Genomic DNA, 19802 nt, shown 5'->3' with positions numbered 1-19802 from the left:
CGTGTCGCGATTCACGATCAGCCCGCGTGCTCCCGGATGAACGCCGACACGTCCCGCAGCTCCGGCGCCGAGACCGAGTGCGGGAGGTCCTCGTAGATGCGCTCGGTGAGGTCGGTGTGGGTGCCGATCCACGCGCTCGTGCGCGCGACGGCCGCGTCCGGGATCACCTGGTCGGCCGTGCCGCGGCCCCAGAACACCGGCGTCGGCGCGGCCGTCAGCGTCGCGTCCCCCGCGTGCTCGCCGCGCACCGAGAACCCGCTGAGCTGCACCGCGTACGAGAACCGGCCGGGCGCGAGCCGCAGCAGCTGGAGCGCGGTCGCGCCGCCCTGGCTGAAGCCGAGGAGGCCGACGGATCGCGGCGGCACCGGCAGCGCGTCGAGCCAGTCGAGCACGCCCTGGGCGGCGGCGTCGGCGGCGTCCGGATCCGGGTCGCCGGTGGATCCGGGCACGATCGGGAACCACGCGAACCCGCCCTGCAGCGCGATCGGCGCGCGCAGCGACGCGACCACCGGCCCGAGCGGCAGGTACGGCGACAGCCCGAAGAGGTCGCCCTCGTGCGATCCGTAGCCGTGCAGCAGCACGAGCAGCGGCCGGTCGGCGAGCTCGGCGGTGGAGGCCGACCAGAGGACGGCGTCGGGATCCAGCGGGAGAGCGGTCACGGGTGTCCTCGTCGACGGGCCGGGCGGCGGCGGATGCGCGGACGCGGGGATCGGCCGGCGCGCCCATCCTCGCATCCGCCCCTGGGCGGCGCCGGTCCGGCGGCACCCGTCGACGGGCCGCGCTGGCGCCACGCGCCGCCCCGCCCAGCGCGCCGGGTGGCGGCCGCGCTCCGGCCGTGGGTCACAATGGACCATGACCGTTCGCACCCCGGACCCGAACATCCCCGACCCGAACTCCGGCTGGCTGTCGGACGTGGAGCTCGCGCAGATCCGGCAGCGGCTGCCCCTCCTCTACGTGGAGGCCGTGCCCGTGCGGGTCGACGGCATGGGCCAGGTGAAGGACATCGGCGTGCTGCTGCGCGCCACGGTCACCGGGCAGATGACCCGCATGCTCGTCTCCGGCCGCGTGATGTACGGCGAGACCCTGCGCGACGCGCTCTTTCGTCACCTCGAGAAGGACCTCGGGCCGATGGCGTTCCCGCAGCTCCCCGCGAGCCCGACGCCGTTCTCGGTCGCCGAGTACTTCCCGTTCCCCGGCGCGAGCCCGTACACCGACGACCGGCAGCACGCCGTGTCGCTCGCGTACGTGGTGCCGGTCACCGGCACGTGCGATCCGCGCCAGGACGCGCTCGAGATCACGTGGATGACGCCCGAGGAGGCGGCGTCCGACGCGGTCTCGGCCGACATGGAGGGCGGCCGGGGCGCGCTGCTCCGCGCGGCCCTCGCCTCGGTGGGCGTGCTGCCCTAGTCGCGTCGCGCCAGCCGGGATGCGGCGGGCGCGGACCGCGGACCGCGGCCTGTCGGGTCAGACGGCCGCGGCCCGCTCCGCGAACTGCGGCGGCTCGAGGTAGTGCCGGCGGAGGTCCTCGAAGGCCTGGCTGGCGCCCGCGCCGACGCCGTAGCAGCGCTGCACGTGCAGGCCGTCCATGGCGGAGAGCACGACGGCGGCCGCCGCCTCCGGGTCGAGGTGGGGGTCGATGAGGCCGCGCGCCTGGTCGACGACGACGCCCGCGGTGATGCGCTCGAGCTCGCGCGCGCGGCGCTCGCGGAAGAGCTCGTGCAGCGGGTGGCCGGCGGCCGAGGCCTCCGACGAGACGACGGCGATGACGCGCGTGAGGCAGGCGCTCTGCTCTCCGTCCGCGATGACCACGGCCGCGTGCTCGGCGACGCTCCGCGGCCGGTGCAGCTCGATGGCCGCGGCGAGGCGCTCCTCGCGGCGCTCGAGCACGGCGAGCAGCAGCTCCTCCTTGCCGCTGAAGTGGTGCAGCAGGCCGGCCGGCGTGATCTCGGCCCGGGACGCGATCTCGCGCAGCGAGCTGCTGCGGTACCCCTGCTCGGCGAAGACCTCGATGGCGGTGCGGATGAGGAGCTCTCTGCGCTCCACGCCCTTGCGGTACGGGCCACGGGTGGCGAGGGCGGCACGAGTCATTGGCTCACCGTAACCGGATGCCGCCGAGGGCCCGCGCGACCGTCAACAGGCACTGCCTCAGCTGTGGAGACTCGGGGCACGGACGCGTCGTCGTGTGTCCCTCCCGGGACGACGGAGGGCCCCCGTCCGTGGACGGGGGCCCTCGATGTCATGCCGGCGCGCGGTGCGCGCCGCGCGGTCTAGCGTCCGCTGGAGACGCGGCGGTGGGTGCGCTCGCGGCCGCCGGCCGAGGCGCCGCCGGACGCGGCGGGGCGCTCCTGGCGGGGACGCGCGGTGCCGACGGACGAGCCGCCGCCGAAGCCCTCGGACGAGGTGCTGAAGTTCCGGGGCGCGCCTCCGCGCTGTCCGCCCGATGCGCCGTCGCGGCGACCCGATGCGGCACCTTCGCGACGGCCGCCGCCGACGGGCGCGCCGTCGCGGGCCGCGCGCTTGCGCTGCGCGTTGGCGCCCTGCGAGCGTCCGCCGCCGTTCGCGCGGCCGCCCTGCGACTGGCGCTGGGTGGACTCGCGGACCGACTTCGTCTCGCGCGGCGCGGGCTTGACGTACGCCGCGACGGCGCCCGTCAGCTCGGCCACGGCGGGGGAGGACTCGGTGACCTGCTGCGGCGTGACGTGGATGTCGGCCTTGCGCATCAGGAGCTGCACGTCCTTGCGCTGCGCCGGCAGCATGATCGTGACGACGTCGCCCGCGGAGCCCGCGCGCGCCGTGCGTCCCGAGCGGTGCAGGTACGCCTTGTGCTCGGCCGGCGGGTCGACGTGGATCACGAGCTCGATGTCGTCGACGTGCACGCCGCGCGCCGCGACGTCGGTGGCCACGAGGACCTTGACGTCGCCCGCGGAGAACGCCGCGAGGTTGCGGTCGCGGGCCACCTGCGACAGGTTGCCGTGCAGGTCAACCGACGGGATGCCCGCGTCGGTGAGCTGCTTCGCGAGCTTCTTCGCGTGGTGCTTGGTGCGCATGAAGAGGATGCGACGGCCGGTGCCGCCGGCGAGCTTCTGGACGAGGAGGCGCTTGGCCTCGACGTCGGTCGCCTCGAACACGTGGTGCGTCATGGCGGCGACGGGCGAGTTCGCCTCGTCGACGGAGTGCAGCACCTGGTCGTGCAGGTAGCGGCGGACGAGCTTGTCCACGCCGTTGTCGAGCGTGGCGGAGAACAGCATGCGCTGGCCGGTGTTCGGGGTCTTGTCGAGGATCCGCGTGACGACGGGCAGGAAGCCCAGGTCGGCCATGTGGTCGGCCTCGTCGAGCACGGTGATCTCCACGGCGTCGAGGTTCACGAAGCCCTGCTTCATGAGGTCCTCGAGGCGGCCGGGGCAGGCCACGACCACGTCGACGCCGGCCTTGAGGGCCGCGACCTGGCGCTGCTGCGAGACGCCGCCGAAGATCGTGGTGGTGGTGAGGTTGTACGCCTCGGCCAGCGGCGCCATGGCGGCCGTGATCTGCGTGGCGAGCTCGCGGGTCGGCGCGAGGATCAGGCCGAGCGGGCGGCCCGGACGACGACGGCCGCCGGCGAGACCGCCGCCGAGGCGCGCGATCATCGGGATGGCGAACGCCAGCGTCTTTCCGGAGCCCGTCTTGCCGCGGCCGAGCACGTCGCGGCCGTTCAGGGTGTCGGGGAGCGTGTCCACCTGGATGGGGAACGGCGTCGTGATGCCGTTCGCCGTGAGGGCGGAGACGAGGGGGGCGGGCACGCCGAGCGCGCCGAAGGTGTCAGTGGTCATGCGGGGGAGTTGCCTTCCAGGCAGGGGTCCGCCCCGGTGTGCGTTCTCGGGATGTGCGACGACGCACGGAAGCGGAGGATGGCGAAGGCGCCGATGGGCGCATCCGTTCGCCAAAAGAAAGATGTCACTCGACCCCGTCGGCCTGTTCGGCGATCTGATCGGGGTGAGGAGGGAACGCGTTCTCTCGACGCAGGGAGCACGGTGATGTGCTCGCAAGTGGTGCCACCGTAGCAGGTCAGGCCGGGGAGAAGCCCATCTCGCCGACGGGGACCTCGAATCCGAGCACGTTGCCGGCCGGCGCGAGGGGGCAGGCCCAGGCCGGGTCGTAGGCGCAGGACGGGTTGTAGGCGAAGTTGAGGTCGACCACGATCGAGCCCGGCGCGCCCGGGCCGAGGTCGGATCCCTTGACCGTGTCGAGCAGGTAGCGGCCGCCCCCGTAGGTGCCGCCCTCGCGCCGGTGCGACGCGTCCTTGACGGGCAGGTGCAGGCCGCCGCCGTAGCTGGCGAGGCGCCAGACGTCGAGGCTGCCGGCGTCGCGGCCCTCGGTGGCGGGCAGGTGCACGGATCCGAGCAGCTCGAACGGGACGACGCCGTCGGTGCCGGTCTCGACGTCGTGGCGCTCGACGCCGCGGTCGTCCTGGATCTCCAGCTCGAACCGCCAGGCCGGGTCGTAGTCCTTGACGTCCAGGCGGTCGAAGCCGTCGCGGTGCTCGGGCAGGAGCGGCGTCGCGGGGTGGCTGCGGAACATGTCGTCACGCGTACGGCGCCAGAGGTCGTGCGCGGCGCCCGGATCCGTCTGCGCGACCCAGCGCACCTCCGCGTACATCTCGTGCGTGCGGCGGCGCCAGTCGGCGACGTGGAGGGCGGTGACGGCGGAGGGCATGCGCCCACCGTACGCGGACGGGCGGCGCTGGTCCGCGGGAGGTCGTGCCGCGGATGTCCGGATGCGGGCAGGCCCTGTCGCGGATGCGCCCGCCGACGTAGCGTCGTCGTCACGGACGCCGTCGACCCGCGCGGCGCCGCCCTACGGATCGGATGCCGGCCATGCGCGCTCCCCGCCTGCTGCTCGTCCCGGCGCTGGTCGCGGCGCTCGCCGCGTGCTCGGCCGCGTCACCCGCGTCACCCACGTCACCCGCGGATGAGGCGCGGCCGCTCGTCGAGCGCGGCGCCGAGCCCGCGTACCAGGACGCGCCGGAGACGCTGCCCGTCGAGGACGCGGCGATCCCGCTGGACCCCGGGTCGCTCGTCGCGTGGTCCCCGTCGGACGCCCCCGTGGCCGACGCGCACGTCGACATCTCCTGGGCGGACGCCGCCCTCGAATGCGACCACGCCGTCGACCGGGTGCGCGTGGATGAGACGGCCACGCGGGTCGTCGTCGACCTCCAGCAGGGAGCGGACGTCGACGACGGCATCGAGTGCGGCGACTCCCAGAGCCTCCGGACGGCGCGCATCCCGCTGGCCGAGCCCCTCGGCGACCGGGAGCTCCTGCAGCACGCCCCGCCCGCGGGCTGAGCCGGGGGTCAGGCCGCGGGCGTCCTGCCGGCAGCCGCGTCGTCGTCGGAGGCATCCGGCTCCGGCTCCCAGTCGTACGCCCACGTCGGCGCGAGCTGGCGCAGGCGGAACGCGCGCCACTGCCAGAAGGCCCAGAAGGTCGGCCACATCGCCGGGCCGAGGAGCCCGGCCTCGAACTCGAGCTGGTCGCGGAAGAGGGTCTTGACGCGGCCGTCGGCGTCGGGGCCGGCGGGATCCGCCGAGACGGCCATGCTGTGCCGCATGCTCGTGGGGATCGACATGAGCCCGGAGAGCCCGTGGCCGTCGTCGCGCACGATGCGCACGCCCTCGACGCGCGGCCTCATGTCGCGGAGCCGGATGCTCTGGCGTCCCGCCGTGAAGGGTCCGGTCTGCATCGCGGCGACGTGCTCGCGGCCGTCCCAGCTGGAGGGGAAGCCGCCGTCCTCGAGCGGCACGAAGTCGACGAGCGGGCCCGCGACCTCCCGCATCACGGTGGGCGAGTGGAGCGCGCGCCAGGCGGCGTCGGGATCGCAGTCGAGGATGGTCTTCAGCAGCACGCGCATGACCCCAGTGTGCTCCGCGCGGCTGGGCGTGCCCGGCGTCCGCCCGCCGTGGGACAGGATGGGACGGACATGATCAGGTACTGGGTGGGCGTCGTCTCGCGCGACCGCGTGCTCGACGGCCTGGACCTCGGCATCGCGCAGGTCAACCGCGGCGCGCGCGAGCCGGTCGAGCGGCTCGGCGAGGCCGACGGGTTCGTCTACTACTCGCCGCGCGAGTCGTACCCCGACGGGCAGCTCCTCCGCGCGTTCACCGCGATCGGCCGGGTCGCCGACGCCGCGCCCTACCAGGGTCGCGTGGGGGAGTGGCGGCCGTGGCGACGGCGGATGGACTGGGACCTCGGCGCCGTCGACGCCCCCATCCGCCCGCTCGTCCCCGTGCTCGACTTCACGCGCGACTCCCTCGAGTGGGGCCGGAAGCTCGCGCCGGGGCTCCTCGAGATCACGCGCGACGACTTCGAGGTGATCCGCCAGGCGATGCGCCGCGGGGCGCCCGAGCCGTCGCGGCGCGTCATCCGCGGAGGATCCGGCCCGTGGACGCCCGTAGCATCGGATCGTGACCTCCTCCGCTGACGCCGCGCACCCCGACCCGTCGACGCAGGCCCGCTACCAGGTCCGGCTCGACGGCGGCGTGGCCGGCGCCCGCCGCATCGCGGCAGGGGCCGACGTCATCGTCTGGGTCGACGCCCTGCCCTCCGTCCCGCCGCCCACGGCCGCCCGACGCGACGAGGTCCTCGCGACCATGCCCGCGCGCCCGGCCGTCGTGAGCGCCGGGCTCGCCGACGCCCCGGCCGTCGCCGACTGGATCCTCGCCCTCCAGACCGCGCTCGGCCGCCGCGCGTACGTCGCCGTCGTCGCCGCGGGCGCCGTGGAGGCCGACGGATCCTGGCGCGCCTGCGCCGAGGACCAGCTCGCCGCGGGCGCCGTGGTCGACGCGCTCGCCGCACTGGGGATCGACGCCGCGTCGCCCGAGGCCGCCGTCACGTGCGCCGCGTACCAGCAGCTCCGGCCGGCCGTCGGGCACCTGGTCACCGCGAGCGTCTCCGCGCGTCGGCTCGACGCCGCGGGACACGACGGGCTGGTCGCCCAGGCGCTCGCCGCAGGCCCCGTCGACGTCGTCGTGCACCGCCTGCACCGCGACGCCTGAGTCCGCGCAGGATCCGGTCGCCGTACCCGCGGAATGGGCGTCCAGGAGCGCGTGTTCCCCTGTGCATCAGGCGCCGCACCCGTGACGACGCCACGCAACCGGAAGGTCATCACATGAAGGCACTCATCAACGGCGTCACCGTCGCGGAGGCCCCCGAGGACGAGCTCATCGAGATCGAGGGCAACTGGTACTTCCCGCCCCAGAGCGTCGACATGTCGCTCCTCGCGGAGACCAGCACGCCGTACCACTGCCCGTGGAAGGGCGACACGCAGTACTACTCCGTCAAGGACGGCGACACCGTCCTGCAGGATCGCGCCTGGTCGTACCCGACGCCCATCCCGTCGTCGTTCGACCGCGTCGGCCGCGACTACAGCGGCTACGTCGCGTTCTGGAAGGAGGTCCGCGTCAGCGAGTGACGCGGATCCGCGCGCACGGCCCGGGAGCTCAGGCTCCCGGGCCGTCGTCGTACCCGGGGGAGGTCGCGGGACGCACCGGCGCCACGCGCGCCGGGATTCCCGTGCGCCGCTCCCGCAGCTGCCTGGCGCGGTGGGCGCGCACCTTCGCGCGGTTGCCGCAGCGCCGCATCGAGCACCAGCGCCGGGTGCCCGAGCGCGTGGTGTCGAGGTAGAGGACGGTGCAGTCGTCGGCGGAGCAGCGGTGGATCCGCTCTGATCCCGCCCCGAACACGGCCACCGCGTCGCGCGCCGCCGACGCGAGCGCCTGCGCGGGCCGGGCGAGCGCGCGGCCGGCCTGGCGGGATCCGCCGCTGAGCGCGGGCGGCAGGTCGGGCGTGGCCGCGTAGAGGTTGAGCACGTCGACGTCCCGCGGCGACGGCTCGCCGCCGTCGGCGATGGCCGCCGCGATGTCGCCGATCGCCTGCCGGAGCGTGCGGGCGTCCGCGAGGTCGCGTTCGCCGGGCTCCGAGACGGGCGCGAGATGCTCGCTCAGCCACGCGCCGAGCGCCGCCGCGTCGGGCAGCGTCTCGCGCGGCTCAGGATCCCCGAGCGCGCCCGTGTACGCGAGGTCGAGGCTCACGGCGCCCGTGTCGAGGAACCAGCGCAGCCCGTCGGGGTCGGTGATCCACTGGCCGGTGGGCCGCTCGGATCCCGGCGCCCGGCTCACGCGGCCCCCTCACGCCGGCCGGCGGCGGACGCGGCGGCGCCCGACGGCACCTCGCGCTTCGTCCACGCGATGAGGTGCGCCCTGTCGAACCGCTTCGAGCACAGCCCGCAGGCGAGCGGCCGCGTCGGCTTCCGGTAGCGGAAGTGCGCGTGGCCGGCCGGGCAGGCGCCCACCCAGGGCGCGAGCTCCTCGGCCACGGCGCCCGAGTGCAGCCGGGATCCCTCGTAGCCGAGCTCGGCGGCCACCTTCTTCCACTTCGGCCCGTGGCCCGCGCGGGATCCGGCGAGCGCGTGCGCGACCTCGTGCAGCAGCACCTGGTGGATCTCGTCGTCCTCGAACCGCCCCGCCAGGTGCCGGGAGACCGTGATGCGCTTGTCGCCGTAGTGGCAGGCGCCGGCGCGCGTGCGTGCGTGGTCGAACGCGAAGGTCCACGAGGGGTCGAGGTGCAGCGCGATCAGGGCATCGGCCCAGATCCGCACGCGGGCGAGGTCAGCCACGGCCGGCCGCCGTCGGCCGGGGAGCGAGCGGGCCCATCACGCGGGCTGGGCGGCGATGCGCTCCTTGGCGACGTCGATGGCGAGCGCCGAGCTCTCGAGCTGGTCGCTCGGCAGGCCCTCGCGGGTGCGCAGCGTGTACGCGTCCTCGAAGTCGGAGAGCGCGAGGCGGTAGTCGCCCCGGTCGAAGTGCACCTTGCCGCGATGCTGCAGCGCGAACGCCTCGAGCGCGTACCACTCGTGCGCGCGGGCCTCGTCGACGCAGCCGCCGAGGTCCTGCAGCGCGATGTCGAGCTTGCCCTGGTACTGCTGCACCTGCGCGCGGCGGATGCGGCACGCGAGCAGCGTCTCCCGGTCGCCCGTGAAGCGCGCCTGACGCACGGCGGCGTTCGCCATGTCCCACGCCTCGTCGAGCCGGCCCAGCATGCGCAGCAGCGCGACCTTCTCGGTGATCGCGGAGAGGCTCCGGAGCACCTCCAGCTCGTCCAGGCGCTCGCCGGCCGCCCGCAGGTCCACCTTCTCCCGGAGGGTGTCCCTGTCGTAGCCGATGATGATCGCGGTGCCTGTCACGAGGTAGAGATTATCCCGCCTGGATCGGCATGAGCTCGACCCGGAGCAGCTTGTCGTCGCCCGCGCGCGGCGTCCCGCGGCCGTCGGTGTTGCCGGTGAGCATGCGCAGCGAGCCGTCGGGCGCGGCCTGCACGTCGCGGATCCGGCCGAACTCGCGCGTGTAGAACTCGGTGACGCGGTCGTCGGGGATGGGGTCGGTGACCACGGCGCCCGGCCGGATCACCCAGAGGCGCTGGCCGCCGAGGCCCGCCATGAAGATCGTGTCGCCGGAGATCGCGATGCCGCTCGGGCTCGCGTCGTCGGTGGCCCACTGGCGGACGGGGTCGATGTACGCGTCGTCCGCTGCGTCGTCCGTCGCGCCCTCGACGACCGGCCAGCCGTAGTTCCCGCCGGGCTCGATGAGGTTCAGCTCGTCCCAGGTGTCCTGCCCGAACTCCGCCGCCCAGAGGTTCCCCTCGGCGTCCCACGCGATCCCCTGCGGGTTGCGGTGCCCCATCGAGTACACGGGCGACCCCGGCGTCGGGTTGTCCTGCGGCCCCTGCCCGTCGGGCGTGAGGCGGAGGATCTTGCCCGCCAGCGATATCGGGTCCTGCGCGGCGTCGCGGAGGTTCGCGTCGCCGGTGGTGGCGTAGAGCATGCCGTCGGGGCCGAACGCGATGCGGCCGCCGTTGTGGGTCGTGTCACGCGGGATCCCCGTGACGACGTCCTCGGCCGTGCCGAGCCCGAGGGATCCCGGGTCGCCCGTCACGTCCATGCGCACGATGCGGTTGTCGGTGGCGCTCGTGAAGTAGGCGTAGAGCTGCGTGCCGCCGTCGGCCTCGCGCACCGCGATCCCGAGCAGCCCGCCCTCGCCCTGCGGCCCGACGCCCGCGATCGTGCCGGCGACCCGCGTCGTCCCGTCGGCCAGCACCTCCACGATGCGCGACGTGTCGCGCTCGCTGACGAGCAGGGATCCGGACGGCAGCTCGGCGACGGACCACGGCGAGACGAGGTCGGACGCGAGCGCGGTCGGCGTGCCCGACGGCGCGACGCCGGCCGGCGCGGCGTCGGTGCTGGTGGGGGAGGGCGCTGGCGGCTCGGTGGCGCGCATGTCCACGGGCGAGCCGTCGTCGTTCGTGCATCCCGTCAGGGCGACGAGGGCGGCGAACCCGAGCGCGGCGACGCGCGCCGGGCGGGTGCGGGAGCGGCGGTTCATGGGGACTCCGGTGGTTCGGCGGGCCTCGGTGCCCGGCCGGTCATGGCTTCGTCTGGAAGACGCTGCGGGCGGGGGAGGGGGACGGGACGGCCGTGGCGTCGGTCACCACGGACGCGCCGGCGATGAAGTCGGCGAGCTCGCGGCCCTCGACGACCTTGGCGGGGTGCGGGCCCCCGGCGAGCAGGCGCGGCACGAAGTCGAAGGGCAGCGGCGTCGCGGACGCGGCGAACACGACGTTGCCGAACCGCCTGCCCTTCAGCACCTGTGTCTCGGCGAGCGCGGCCACGTGCGGCAGCACGTCCTGGATGGTGGCGGCCTGCCCGCGCGCGAAGCGCAGGCCGTGGCCGTCGGCGACGTTCACGGTCATGATCCCGCCGGGCGCGAGGAACGCCGCCGCGTCCGCGTAGAAGTCGCGGCTCGTGATGTGGGCGGGTGTGCGGGCGCCGCTGAAGACGTCCACCACGACGAGGTCGACGGCTCCGCGGAGGCCCTCCGGCAGCCGCCCCATCACCTCGCGCGCGTCGCCGTAGCGGAGCCGGATGGAGGCCTTCCGCGACCAGGGCAGGTGCTCGCGCACGAGGTCCACGAGGTCCTGCTCGAGCTCGATGACCTGCTGGCGGGATCCCGGCCGGGTCGCCTCGACGTACCGCGGGATGGTGAGCGCGCCGGCGCCGAGGTGCAGAGCGGTGATCGGCTGTCCGGGATCCCCGACGAGGTCGATGACGTGCCCCATGCGCTGCACGTACTCGAAGAAGAGCTCGCCCGGGTCGTCCATGTTGACGTGCGACTGGGGGGTGCCGTCGACCACGAGCTGGTACGCGCCCGGCACGAACCTGTCGGGCTCGATGACGGCCCGGTGCCCGCTCAGGGACAGGACGGTCGACGGGTGCTCGGGCATCTCCTCAGCCTAGGCGTCCGTCCGGCGCCGGGACCCGGCCACCGGGCGACCCGTCACCAGCCGCGCGAGCGCCACGCGGCGAGGGATCCGCGCTCCGCCCCGAGCGTCGTCGAGTCGCCGTGGCCGGGGTGCACGTGCGCGTCGTCCGAGAAGCGCGCGAACAGGCGCTCCTCCACGTCGTCGAGCAGCTGGGCGAACCGGCCGGCGTCGCCCTGTGTGTTCCCGACGCCGCCGGGGAAGAGCGAGTCGCCCGTGAAGAGGTGCGTGCTGCCGTCGCCCGGCTGCAGCACGAGCGCGACGCTCCCCGGCGTGTGGCCGCGGAGGGCGACGACCTCGAGCGTGACGCCGCCGAACGCCACCCGGTCGCCGTCCGCGAGCCGCCGGTCGGCGTCAACGGGCAGGTCGCCCGCGTCCGCGTCGCCCACGGCCGAGGATGCGCCGGTCGCGTCGAGCACGGCCGCGAGCGCGCCGTGGTGGTCGGCGTGCCCGTGCGTCGTGACGACGACGGCGAGGCGGCCCACGGGATCCGGCTCCTCCACGAGGGCGAGCAGCCGGTCGACGTCGGCCGCCGCGTCGACGAGCAGGCGCTCGCCGGAGTCGAGGTCGGTGAGGAGGTACGCGTCGTTGTCCATGGGCCCGACGGACGCCTTCCGGATCTCCACGTCGCCCGCCACGTGCACGTGCGAGGGGCCGCCGGGGGACACGTGCCAGGGTGCGCTCATCCCCCGACGCTACGCGGCCGAAGGGGTCGCCCGGCAGGGCAGCCGCACGTTATACACCGAGACACGCCGAGGATGCAAGATTCCGCTGGACATGGCGCGTCGCGACCCGTATGGTGATCCTTTGCGCTCCCACTCCCTTTTGCCTTCATATTGCGGTCGGTCATCGTGTGCGCTCGGGTCCATCCCGAGCCCATCCCGCGAGGTGTGGCGAGCAACTCCATCAGGATCGGCACGGGTCACGTCCCGGGTCGGTCTCGGCGTATCGACGACATCGGAGCCCGACGGGGCCCACGGAGGTAATTTCCTTGGCTGCTGCGCGCAACGCAACTCCCACTCCCCAGAACGGTCGCGACGCATCGCGGCTCTCGTTCGCGAAGATCACTGACACCCTCACCGTCCCCGACCTCCTCGCCCTGCAGACCGAGAGCTTCGACTGGCTCGTCGGCTCGGACGCGTGGAAGAAGCGCGTCGAGGAGGGCACCGCGCAGGGTCGCACCGACCTGGCGCTCAACTCCGGCCTCGAGGAGATCTTCGAGGAGATCTCCCCCATCGAGGACCTGGGCGAGACCATGCAGCTCGGGTTCACGAACCCGTACCTCGAGGAGCAGAAGTACTCCATCGACGAGTGCAAGGAGCGCGGGAAGACCTACTCCGCCCCTCTCTACGTCGAGGCCGAGTTCATGAACCACCTCACGGGTGAGATCAAGACCCAGACGGTCTTCATGGGCGACTTCCCCCTCATGACGGAGAAGGGCACGTTCATCATCAACGGCACCGAGCGTGTCGTCGTGTCCCAGCTCGTCCGCTCGCCCGGCGTGTACTTCGAGCGCCAGCAGGAGAAGACCTCCGACAAGGACATCTACTCCGCCCGCGTCATCCCGTCCCGCGGCGCCTGGCTCGAGTTCGAGATCGACAAGCGCGACCAGGTCGGCGTGCGCATCGACCGCAAGCGCAAGCAGTCGGTCACCGTGTTCCTGAAGGCTCTCGGCCTCACCAGCGAGCAGATCCTCGAGGAGTTCAAGGGCGTCGCGTCCATCGAGCTCACGCTCGAGAAGGACTCCATCCTCACCAAGGAGGAGGCCCTCAAGGACATCTACCGCAAGCTCCGTCCGGGCGAGCAGGTCGCCGCCGAGGCCGCCCGCGCGCTGCTCGACAACTTCTACTTCAACCCGAAGCGCTACGACCTGGCGAAGGTGGGTCGCTACAAGATCAACCGCAAGCTCGGCATCGACAAGCAGCTCACCGACTCGGTGCTCACGGTCGAGGACATCCTCGCGACCATCAAGTACCTCGTCTCGCTGCACGCGAACGAGACGAAGATGAACGGCACGCGCGACGGCAAGCCCGTCGAGCTGCGCCTCGACGTGGACGACATCGACCACTTCGGCAACCGCCGCATCCGCGCGGTCGGCGAGCTCATCCAGAACCAGGTCCGCACCGGCCTGTCCCGCATGGAGCGCGTCGTCCGCGAGCGCATGACCACGCAGGACATCGAGGCCATCACGCCGCAGACCCTGATCAACGTGCGCCCCGTCGTCGCGGCGATCAAGGAGTTCTTCGGCACGAGCCAGCTGTCGCAGTTCATGGACCAGAACAACCCGCTCGCGGGTCTCACCCACAAGCGCCGCCTCTCGGCGCTCGGCCCGGGTGGTCTGTCCCGTGAGCGCGCCGGCGTCGAGGTCCGCGACGTCCACCCGTCGCACTACGGCCGCATGTGCCCGATCGAGACCCCGGAAGGCCCGAACATCGGCCTGATCGGCTCGCTCGCGTCGTTCGCCCGCATCAACTCGTTCGGCTTCATCGAGACCCCGTACCGCCGCGTCGTCGACGGCGTGGTCACGGACACGATCGACTACCTCACGGCCAGCGAGGAGGACGAGTTCCTCGTCGCCCAGGCCAACGCGCCCCTCACGAAGGACTTCCGCTTCGCGGAGGACCGCGTCCTCGTCCGCCCCAAGGGCGGTGAGGTGGAGCTCGTCGCGAAGGAGAACGTCCACTACATGGACGTCTCCCCGCGCCAGATGGTGTCGGTCGCGACCTCGCTCATCCCGTTCCTCGAGCACGACGACGCGAACCGGGCCCTCATGGGCGCGAACATGCAGCGTCAGGCCGTCCCGCTGCTGCGCAGCGAGAGCCCGCTCGTCGGCACCGGCATGGAGGGCTACGCGGCCATCGACGCCGGCGACGTCCTCACCGCCGACGCCTCGGGCGTCGTGCAGGAGGTGTCGGCCGAGGTCGTCACCATCCAGCTCGACGAGGGCGGCACGCAGACCTACTACCTGCGCAAGTTCGACCGCTCCAACCAGGGCACGAGCTACAACCACCGCGTCCTGGTCTCGGCCGGCGACCGCATCGAGGCCGGCGAGGTCATCGCCGACGGCCCCGCCACGGAGAACGGCGAGCTCGCGCTCGGCAAGAACCTGCTCGTCGCGTTCATGCCGTGGGAGGGCCACAACTTCGAGGACGCGATCATCCTGAGCCAGAACCTGGTCAAGGACGACACCCTCTCCTCCATCCACATCGAGGAGTACGAGGTCGACGCGCGCGACACCAAGCTCGGCAAGGAGGAGATCACCCGCGACCTCCCCAACGTCAGCCCGGAGCTGCTCGCCGACCTCGACGAGCGCGGCATCATCCGCATCGGCGCCGAGGTCCGCCCCGGCGACATCCTCGTGGGCAAGGTGACGCCGAAGGGCGAGACCGAGCTCAGCGCCGAGGAGCGCCTGCTGCGCGCGATCTTCAACGAGAAGAGCCGCGAGGTCCGCGACACGTCCCTGAAGGTGCCCCACGGCGAGCAGGGCACGATCATCGGCGTCAAGGTCTTCGACTCGCAGGACGGCGACGACGAGCTCGGCTCGGGCGTCAACCAGCGCGTCGTGGTGTTCATCGCGCAGAAGCGCAAGATCACCGAGGGCGACAAGCTCGCCGGCCGTCACGGCAACAAGGGCGTCATCTCCAAGATCCTGCCGGTCGAGGACATGCCGTTCCTCGCCGACGGGACCCCGGTCGACGTCATCCTCAACCCGCTCGGCATCCCCGGCCGCATGAACTTCGGCCAGGTCCTGGAGACCCACCTCGGGTGGATCGCCAAGCAGGGCTGGGAGGTCGAGGGCAAGCCGAAGTGGGCCGAGCGCCTGCCGGACCACGCGCGCCAGGCCCCGGCCGGCACGAAGGTCGCCACCCCGGTGTTCGACGGAGCGCTCGAGGAGGAGATCGCCGGCCTGCTCGACTCGACGACGGTCACCCGCGACGGCGACCGCCTCATCGGGTCCAGTGGCAAGACGCGCCTGTTCGACGGCCGCTCCGGCGAGCCGTTCCCGGAGCCCGTCTCGGTCGGCTACATGTACATCCTGAAGCTGCACCACCTGGTGGACGACAAGATCCACGCGCGCTCGACGGGTCCCTACTCGATGATCACGCAGCAGCCCCTGGGCGGTAAGGCCCAGTTCGGCGGCCAGCGGTTCGGCGAGATGGAGGTCTGGGCGCTCGAGGCCTACGGCGCCGCGTACGCGCTGCAGGAGCTCCTCACCATCAAGTCGGACGACATCCTCGGCCGCGTGAAGGTGTACGAGGCCATCGTCAAGGGCGAGAACATCCAGGAACCGGGTATCCCCGAGTCCTTCAAGGTCCTGATCAAGGAGATGCAGTCCCTCTGCCTGAACGTCGAGGTCCTCTCGGCCGACGGCCAGGCGGTCAGCCTGCGCGACACGGATGACGAGGTCTTCCGCGCGGCGGAGGAGCTCGGCATCAACATCTCCACCCGCTTCGAGTCGTCCAGCATCGACGACATCTAAGCCCGCTCAAGACTTTCGACTCGAAGCTTTCCAAGGAGAGAAGGAAAATTGCTCGACGTAACAACTTTCGATGAGCTGCGGATCGGCCTGGCCACGGCCGACGACATCCGCCGCTGGTCGCACGGTGAGGTCAAGAAGCCCGAGACCATCAACTACCGCACGCTGAAGCCCGAGAAGGACGGCCTCTTCGGAGAGCAGATCTTCGGGCCCAGCCGCGACTGGGAGTGCTCCTGCGGCAAGTACAAGCGGGTGCGCTTCAAGGGCATCGTCTGCGAGCGCTGCGGCGTGGAGGTCACCAAGTCCGCGGTCCGCCGCGAGCGCATGGGCCACATCGAGCTCGCCGCGCCCGTCACGCACATCTGGTACTTCAAGGGCGTCCCGTCGCGCCTCGGCTACCTGCTCGACATGGCGCCGAAGGACCTCGAGAAGGTCATCTACTTCGCCGCCTACATGGTGATCAGCGTGGACGAGGATGCTCGCCACGAGGACATGCCGGGCCTCGAGAACGAGCTCCGGCTCGAGATCAAGACCCTGCAGGACCAGCGCGACAGCCAGATCGCCGAGCGCCTCGGGCGTCTCGAGACCGACCTGGCCGCGCTGGAGGCCGAGGGCGCCAAGAGCGACCAGAAGCGCCGCGCGAAGGACGGCGCCGAGAAGGAGATGGGTCAGACGCGCAAGGCGTTCGACGAGGACATCTCCCGTCTCGAGCGCGTCTGGGAGGAGTTCCGCAGCCTCAAGGTCGGCGAGCTCAAGCCCGAGGACGCCGTCTTCCACGAGCTGCAGGACCGCTTCGGCATCTACTTCGAGGCACACATGGGCGCCGAGGCGATCCAGAAGCGCCTGGAGGCCTTCGACCTCGAGGCCGAGGGGGAGCTGCTCCGCGAGCAGATCGCCACCGGCAAGGGACAGAAGAAGATCCGCGCCATCAAGCGCCTGCGCGTCGTCAGCTCCTTCCTCGCCACCGGCAACTCGCCGGCCGCGATGGTGCTGCAGGTCGTCCCGGTCATCCCGCCGGAGCTGCGCCCGATGGTGCAGCTCGACGGCGGCCGCTTCGCGACCAGCGACCTGAACGACCTGTACCGCCGCGTCATCAACCGCAACAACCGCCTCCGTCGTCTGCTGGATCTCGGCGCCCCCGAGATCATCGTCAACAACGAGAAGCGCATGCTGCAGGAGGCCGTCGACGCGCTGTTCGACAACGGCCGCCGCGGTCGTCCCGTCACGGGCACCGGCAACCGCGCGCTCAAGTCCCTCAGCGACATGCTGAAGGGCAAGCAGGGCCGGTTCCGCCAGAACCTGCTCGGCAAGCGCGTGGACTACTCGGGCCGCTCGGTCATCATCGTCGGGCCGCAGCTCAAGCTGCACCAGTGCGGTCTGCCCAAGCAGATGGCGCTCGAGCTGTTCAAGCCGTTCGTCATCAAGCGCCTGATCGACCTGAGCCACGCCCAGAACATCAAGGCCGCCAAGCGCATGGTCGAGCGCAGCCGCGGACAGGTCTGGGACGTGCTCGAGGAGATCATCCGCGAGCGCCCCGTGCTGCTCAACCGCGCGCCCACGCTCCACCGCCTGGGCATCCAGGCGTTCGAGCCCCAGCTCGTGGAGGGCAAGGCCATCCAGCTGCACCCGCTCGTCTGCGCCGCGTTCAACGCGGACTTCGACGGCGACCAGATGGCCGTCCACCTGCCCCTGTCGGTCGAGGCCCAGGCCGAGGCGCGCATCCTGATGCTCGCCTCGAACAACATCCTCAAGCCGTCGGACGGACGCCCGGTCACCCTGCCCACGCAGGACATGATCATCGGCCTGCACCACCTGACCACCCTCAAGGAGGGCGTCGCCGGTGAGGGTCGCGCGTTCAGCTCGGTGGCCGAGGCCATCCTGGCGAAGGACCAGCTCTCGCTGGACCTCAACGCCAAGGTGCGCATCCGCCTGCACGACATCTACTTCGGCGAGGGCGAGGCGCCCGAGGGCGTCGAGCTCGACGAGAAGGGCAAGACCGTCGGCCCCGTGCTGCTCGAGACCACCCTCGGTCGCGCGCTGTTCAACGAGACCCTGCCGGTCGACTACCCCTACATCGAGGCCGTCGCCGACAAGGGCAAGCTCTCCGAGATCGTCAACGACCTCGCGGAGCGGTACCCCAAGGTCGAGGTCGCGGCAGCGCTCGACCGGATCAAGGACGCGGGCTTCTACTGGGCCACGCGCTCCGGCGTCACGGTCGCCCTCTCCGACGTGCTGACCCCGCCCACCAAGGCGGCCATCCTGTCGGGCTACGAGAAGCAGGCCGCCAAGGTCCAGGGCCAGTTCGAGAAGGGACTCACGACGAACGCCGAGCGTCGTCAGGAGCTCATCGAGATCTGGAACAAGGCCACCGCCGAGGTCGCCAAGGCGATGGAGGACAACCTCCCCGCCGACAACAACATCAACCGCATGGTGTCCTCCGGGGCACGAGGCAACTGGATGCAGGTCCGCCAGATCGCCGGCATGCGCGGCCTCGTGTCGAACCCGAAGGGCGAGATCATCCCCCGCCCGATCGTCCACTCGTACCGCGAGGGCCTGACGGTGGCGGAGTACTTCATCTCCACCCACGGTGCTCGCAAGGGACTGGCCGACACCGCGCTGCGCACCGCCGACTCCGGGTACCTCACCCGTCGTCTGGTGGACGTGTCGCAGGACGTCATCATCCGCGAGGACGACTGCGGCACCGGCCGTGGGCTCGACCTGCCGATCGCCACGAAGGGCGCTGACGGCTCGTCCGTCCGCGACTCCAACGTGGAGAACTCGGTGTACGCCCGCTCGCTGGCCGCTGACGCGGTCAACGAGGCAGGCGAGGTCGTCGCCCCCGCGGGCAGCGACGTCGGCGACGTCATGATCGACCACCTGATCGCTGCCGGCGTGCACGAGATCAAGGTGCGCTCGGTCCTCACGTGCGAGTCCGCCGTCGGCGTGTGCGCGGCCTGCTACGGCCGCTCGCTCGCCACGGGCAAGCTCGTCGACATCGGCGAGGCTGTCGGCATCATCGCGGCCCAGTCGATCGGCGAGCCCGGCACGCAGCTCACGATGCGCACCTTCCACACCGGTGGTGTGGCATCGGCGGACGACATCACGCAGGGTCTGCCCCGCGTGCAGGAGCTCTTCGAGGCCCGCACCCCCAAGGGTGCGTCGCCCATCGCGGAGGCCGCCGGTCGCATCACGATCGAGGACACGGATCGCAGCCGCAAGGTGATCCTGACCCCGGACAACGGCGACGAGCCGCACATCTACCCGGTGCTCAAGCGCGCGACCCTCCTCGTCGAGGACGGCCAGCACGTCGAGCTCGGGCAGCAGCTGCACGTCGGCGCCATCGACCCGAAGGAGGTCCTCCGGGTCAAGGGCGTGCGCGAGGTGCAGAAGCACCTCGTGGGCGGTGTCCAGGGCGTCTACCGCTCGCAGGGCGTCCCGATCCACGACAAGCACATCGAGGTCATCGTGCGGCAGATGCTGCGCAAGGTCACGGTCGTCGAGCACGGCGACACGGACCTCCTCCCCGGTGAGCTCGTCGACCGGGCCCGCTACAACGAGGTCAACCGCGCCACGCTGACGGAGGGCAAGAAGACCGCCTCCGCCCGCCAGGAGGTCATGGGAATCACCAAGGCCTCGCTCGCGACCGAGTCGTGGCTGTCGGCCGCGTCCTTCCAGGAGACGACCCGCGTGCTCACGCAGGCCGCCATGGAGGGCAAGTCCGACCCGCTGATGGGCCTCAAGGAGAACGTCATCATCGGCAAGCTGATCCCGGCCGGCACGGGGCTCGCGAAGTACCGCGACGTCACCGTCACCGCGACGGAGGAGGCCAAGGCCGAGCGCTACCCGAACCGCATCTTCACGGATGAGTCGGTGTTCAACGAGTCCGACCTGAGCTTCGTCGACTTCGACAGCTTCAGCTCGGACGACTACACGCCCGGCACCTACAACTAGGACCGCCGGCGCGTGAGCGCACGATGAGAAG

At 72.0% G+C, this 19802-nt stretch carries 18 protein-coding genes; 7 read left to right on the top strand and 11 right to left on the bottom strand.

Annotated features, from left to right (window positions below; all coding sequences use genetic code 11):
* Positions 1-17: 17 nt before the first annotated feature.
* The gene (locus tag KYT88_RS13750) at positions 18-659 is read right to left on the bottom strand and encodes an alpha/beta hydrolase (RefSeq protein WP_043584357.1); all 642 of its coding nucleotides are present in this window, start codon (positions 657-659) and stop codon (positions 18-20) included.
* A 193-nt stretch (positions 660-852) separates the two neighbouring features.
* Here KYT88_RS13750 and KYT88_RS13745 point away from each other — a divergent pair, with 193 nt between their 5' ends.
* Positions 853-1407, top strand: a complete 555-nt coding sequence (locus KYT88_RS13745; RefSeq protein WP_012039335.1) for an NUDIX hydrolase family protein — start codon at positions 853-855, stop codon at positions 1405-1407.
* 57 nt (positions 1408-1464) lie between these two features.
* Here KYT88_RS13745 and KYT88_RS13740 read toward each other — a convergent pair whose 3' ends face one another.
* From KYT88_RS13740 to KYT88_RS13730, 3 genes are all read right to left on the bottom strand, one after another.
* Entirely contained in the window at positions 1465-2088 is a 624-nt protein-coding gene (locus tag KYT88_RS13740) for a TetR/AcrR family transcriptional regulator (protein WP_043584355.1), read from the bottom strand.
* 179 nt (positions 2089-2267) lie between these two features.
* Positions 2268-3809 carry a DEAD/DEAH box helicase gene (locus tag KYT88_RS13735; protein ID WP_043584351.1) on the bottom strand — a complete coding sequence of 514 codons (1542 nt, stop codon included), beginning with the start codon at positions 3807-3809 and terminating at the stop codon, positions 2268-2270.
* Positions 3810-4044: 235 nt separating this feature from the next.
* Positions 4045-4692, bottom strand: a complete 648-nt coding sequence (locus KYT88_RS13730) for a DUF1684 domain-containing protein (RefSeq protein ID WP_043584350.1) — start codon at positions 4690-4692, stop codon at positions 4045-4047.
* Positions 4693-4853: 161 nt separating this feature from the next.
* On the opposite strand from KYT88_RS13730, the gene KYT88_RS13725 reads away from it, so the two are divergent.
* Positions 4854-5321: a hypothetical protein gene (locus tag KYT88_RS13725; protein WP_156032183.1), complete on the top strand. Its 468-nt coding sequence runs from the start codon at positions 4854-4856 to the stop codon at positions 5319-5321.
* An 8-nt stretch (positions 5322-5329) separates the two neighbouring features.
* Here the strand turns inward: KYT88_RS13725 and KYT88_RS13720 are convergent, their stop codons facing one another.
* Complete coding sequence (locus tag KYT88_RS13720; protein WP_043584347.1) at positions 5330-5884, bottom strand: hypothetical protein; 555 nt, start codon at positions 5882-5884, stop codon at positions 5330-5332.
* Between the two features lie 69 nt (positions 5885-5953).
* Here KYT88_RS13720 and KYT88_RS13715 point away from each other — a divergent pair, with 69 nt between their 5' ends.
* The 3 genes from KYT88_RS13715 to KYT88_RS13705 all read left to right on the top strand — a co-directional run bounded on the left by KYT88_RS13715 (position 5954) and on the right by KYT88_RS13705 (position 7444).
* The gene (locus KYT88_RS13715; RefSeq protein ID WP_012039329.1) at positions 5954-6454 is read left to right on the top strand and encodes an EVE domain-containing protein; all 501 of its coding nucleotides are present in this window, start codon (positions 5954-5956) and stop codon (positions 6452-6454) included.
* Complete coding sequence (locus tag KYT88_RS13710) at positions 6438-7028, top strand: 2-phosphosulfolactate phosphatase (protein ID WP_043584346.1); 591 nt, start codon at positions 6438-6440, stop codon at positions 7026-7028. Before KYT88_RS13715 ends, KYT88_RS13710 begins: the two co-directional genes overlap by 17 nt.
* Before the next feature lie 65 nt (positions 7029-7093).
* Positions 7094-7444, top strand: coding sequence for a DUF427 domain-containing protein (locus KYT88_RS13705; protein ID WP_505542360.1), 351 nt, complete (start codon positions 7094-7096; stop codon positions 7442-7444).
* A gap of 28 nt (positions 7445-7472) precedes the next feature.
* On the opposite strand, the gene KYT88_RS13700 is transcribed toward KYT88_RS13705, so the two are convergent.
* Genes KYT88_RS13700 through KYT88_RS13675 form a run of 6 tightly spaced genes read right to left on the bottom strand, consistent with a single transcriptional unit; the run spans position 7473 to position 12029 of the window.
* A complete protein-coding gene (locus KYT88_RS13700) occupies positions 7473-8150 on the bottom strand; it encodes a CGNR zinc finger domain-containing protein (protein ID WP_119374024.1) in 678 nt (225 codons plus the stop codon).
* The gene (locus tag KYT88_RS13695) at positions 8147-8647 is read right to left on the bottom strand and encodes a SprT-like domain-containing protein (RefSeq protein WP_043584344.1); all 501 of its coding nucleotides are present in this window, start codon (positions 8645-8647) and stop codon (positions 8147-8149) included. Before KYT88_RS13695 ends, KYT88_RS13700 begins: the two co-directional genes overlap by 4 nt.
* A 36-nt stretch (positions 8648-8683) precedes the next feature.
* A complete protein-coding gene (locus KYT88_RS13690) occupies positions 8684-9214 on the bottom strand; it encodes a hypothetical protein (RefSeq protein WP_043584343.1) in 531 nt (176 codons plus the stop codon).
* 10 nt (positions 9215-9224) lie between these two features.
* Entirely contained in the window at positions 9225-10409 is a 1185-nt protein-coding gene (locus KYT88_RS13685) for a PQQ-dependent sugar dehydrogenase (protein WP_043584342.1), read from the bottom strand.
* A 40-nt stretch (positions 10410-10449) separates the two neighbouring features.
* Complete coding sequence (locus KYT88_RS13680; protein ID WP_043584338.1) at positions 10450-11307, bottom strand: spermidine synthase; 858 nt, start codon at positions 11305-11307, stop codon at positions 10450-10452.
* 53 nt (positions 11308-11360) lie between these two features.
* A complete protein-coding gene (locus KYT88_RS13675; RefSeq protein ID WP_043584337.1) occupies positions 11361-12029 on the bottom strand; it encodes an MBL fold metallo-hydrolase in 669 nt (222 codons plus the stop codon).
* 305 nt (positions 12030-12334) lie between these two features.
* Between KYT88_RS13675 and rpoB the strand changes: the two genes are divergently transcribed.
* Both rpoB and KYT88_RS13665 read left to right on the top strand, forming a co-directional pair.
* Entirely contained in the window at positions 12335-15823 is a 3489-nt protein-coding gene (gene rpoB / locus KYT88_RS13670; RefSeq protein WP_015491202.1) for a DNA-directed RNA polymerase subunit beta, read from the top strand.
* A 48-nt stretch (positions 15824-15871) separates the two neighbouring features.
* Positions 15872-19771: a DNA-directed RNA polymerase subunit beta' gene (locus KYT88_RS13665; RefSeq protein ID WP_012039319.1), complete on the top strand. Its 3900-nt coding sequence runs from the start codon at positions 15872-15874 to the stop codon at positions 19769-19771.
* Positions 19772-19802 lie beyond the last annotated feature (31 nt).

Origin of the sequence: Clavibacter sp. A6099, from assembly GCF_021919125.1 — a bacterium.
Lineage (GTDB): Bacteria > Actinomycetota > Actinomycetes > Actinomycetales > Microbacteriaceae > Clavibacter > Clavibacter seminis.
This window is presented reverse-complemented; position numbering and strand designations above follow the sequence as displayed.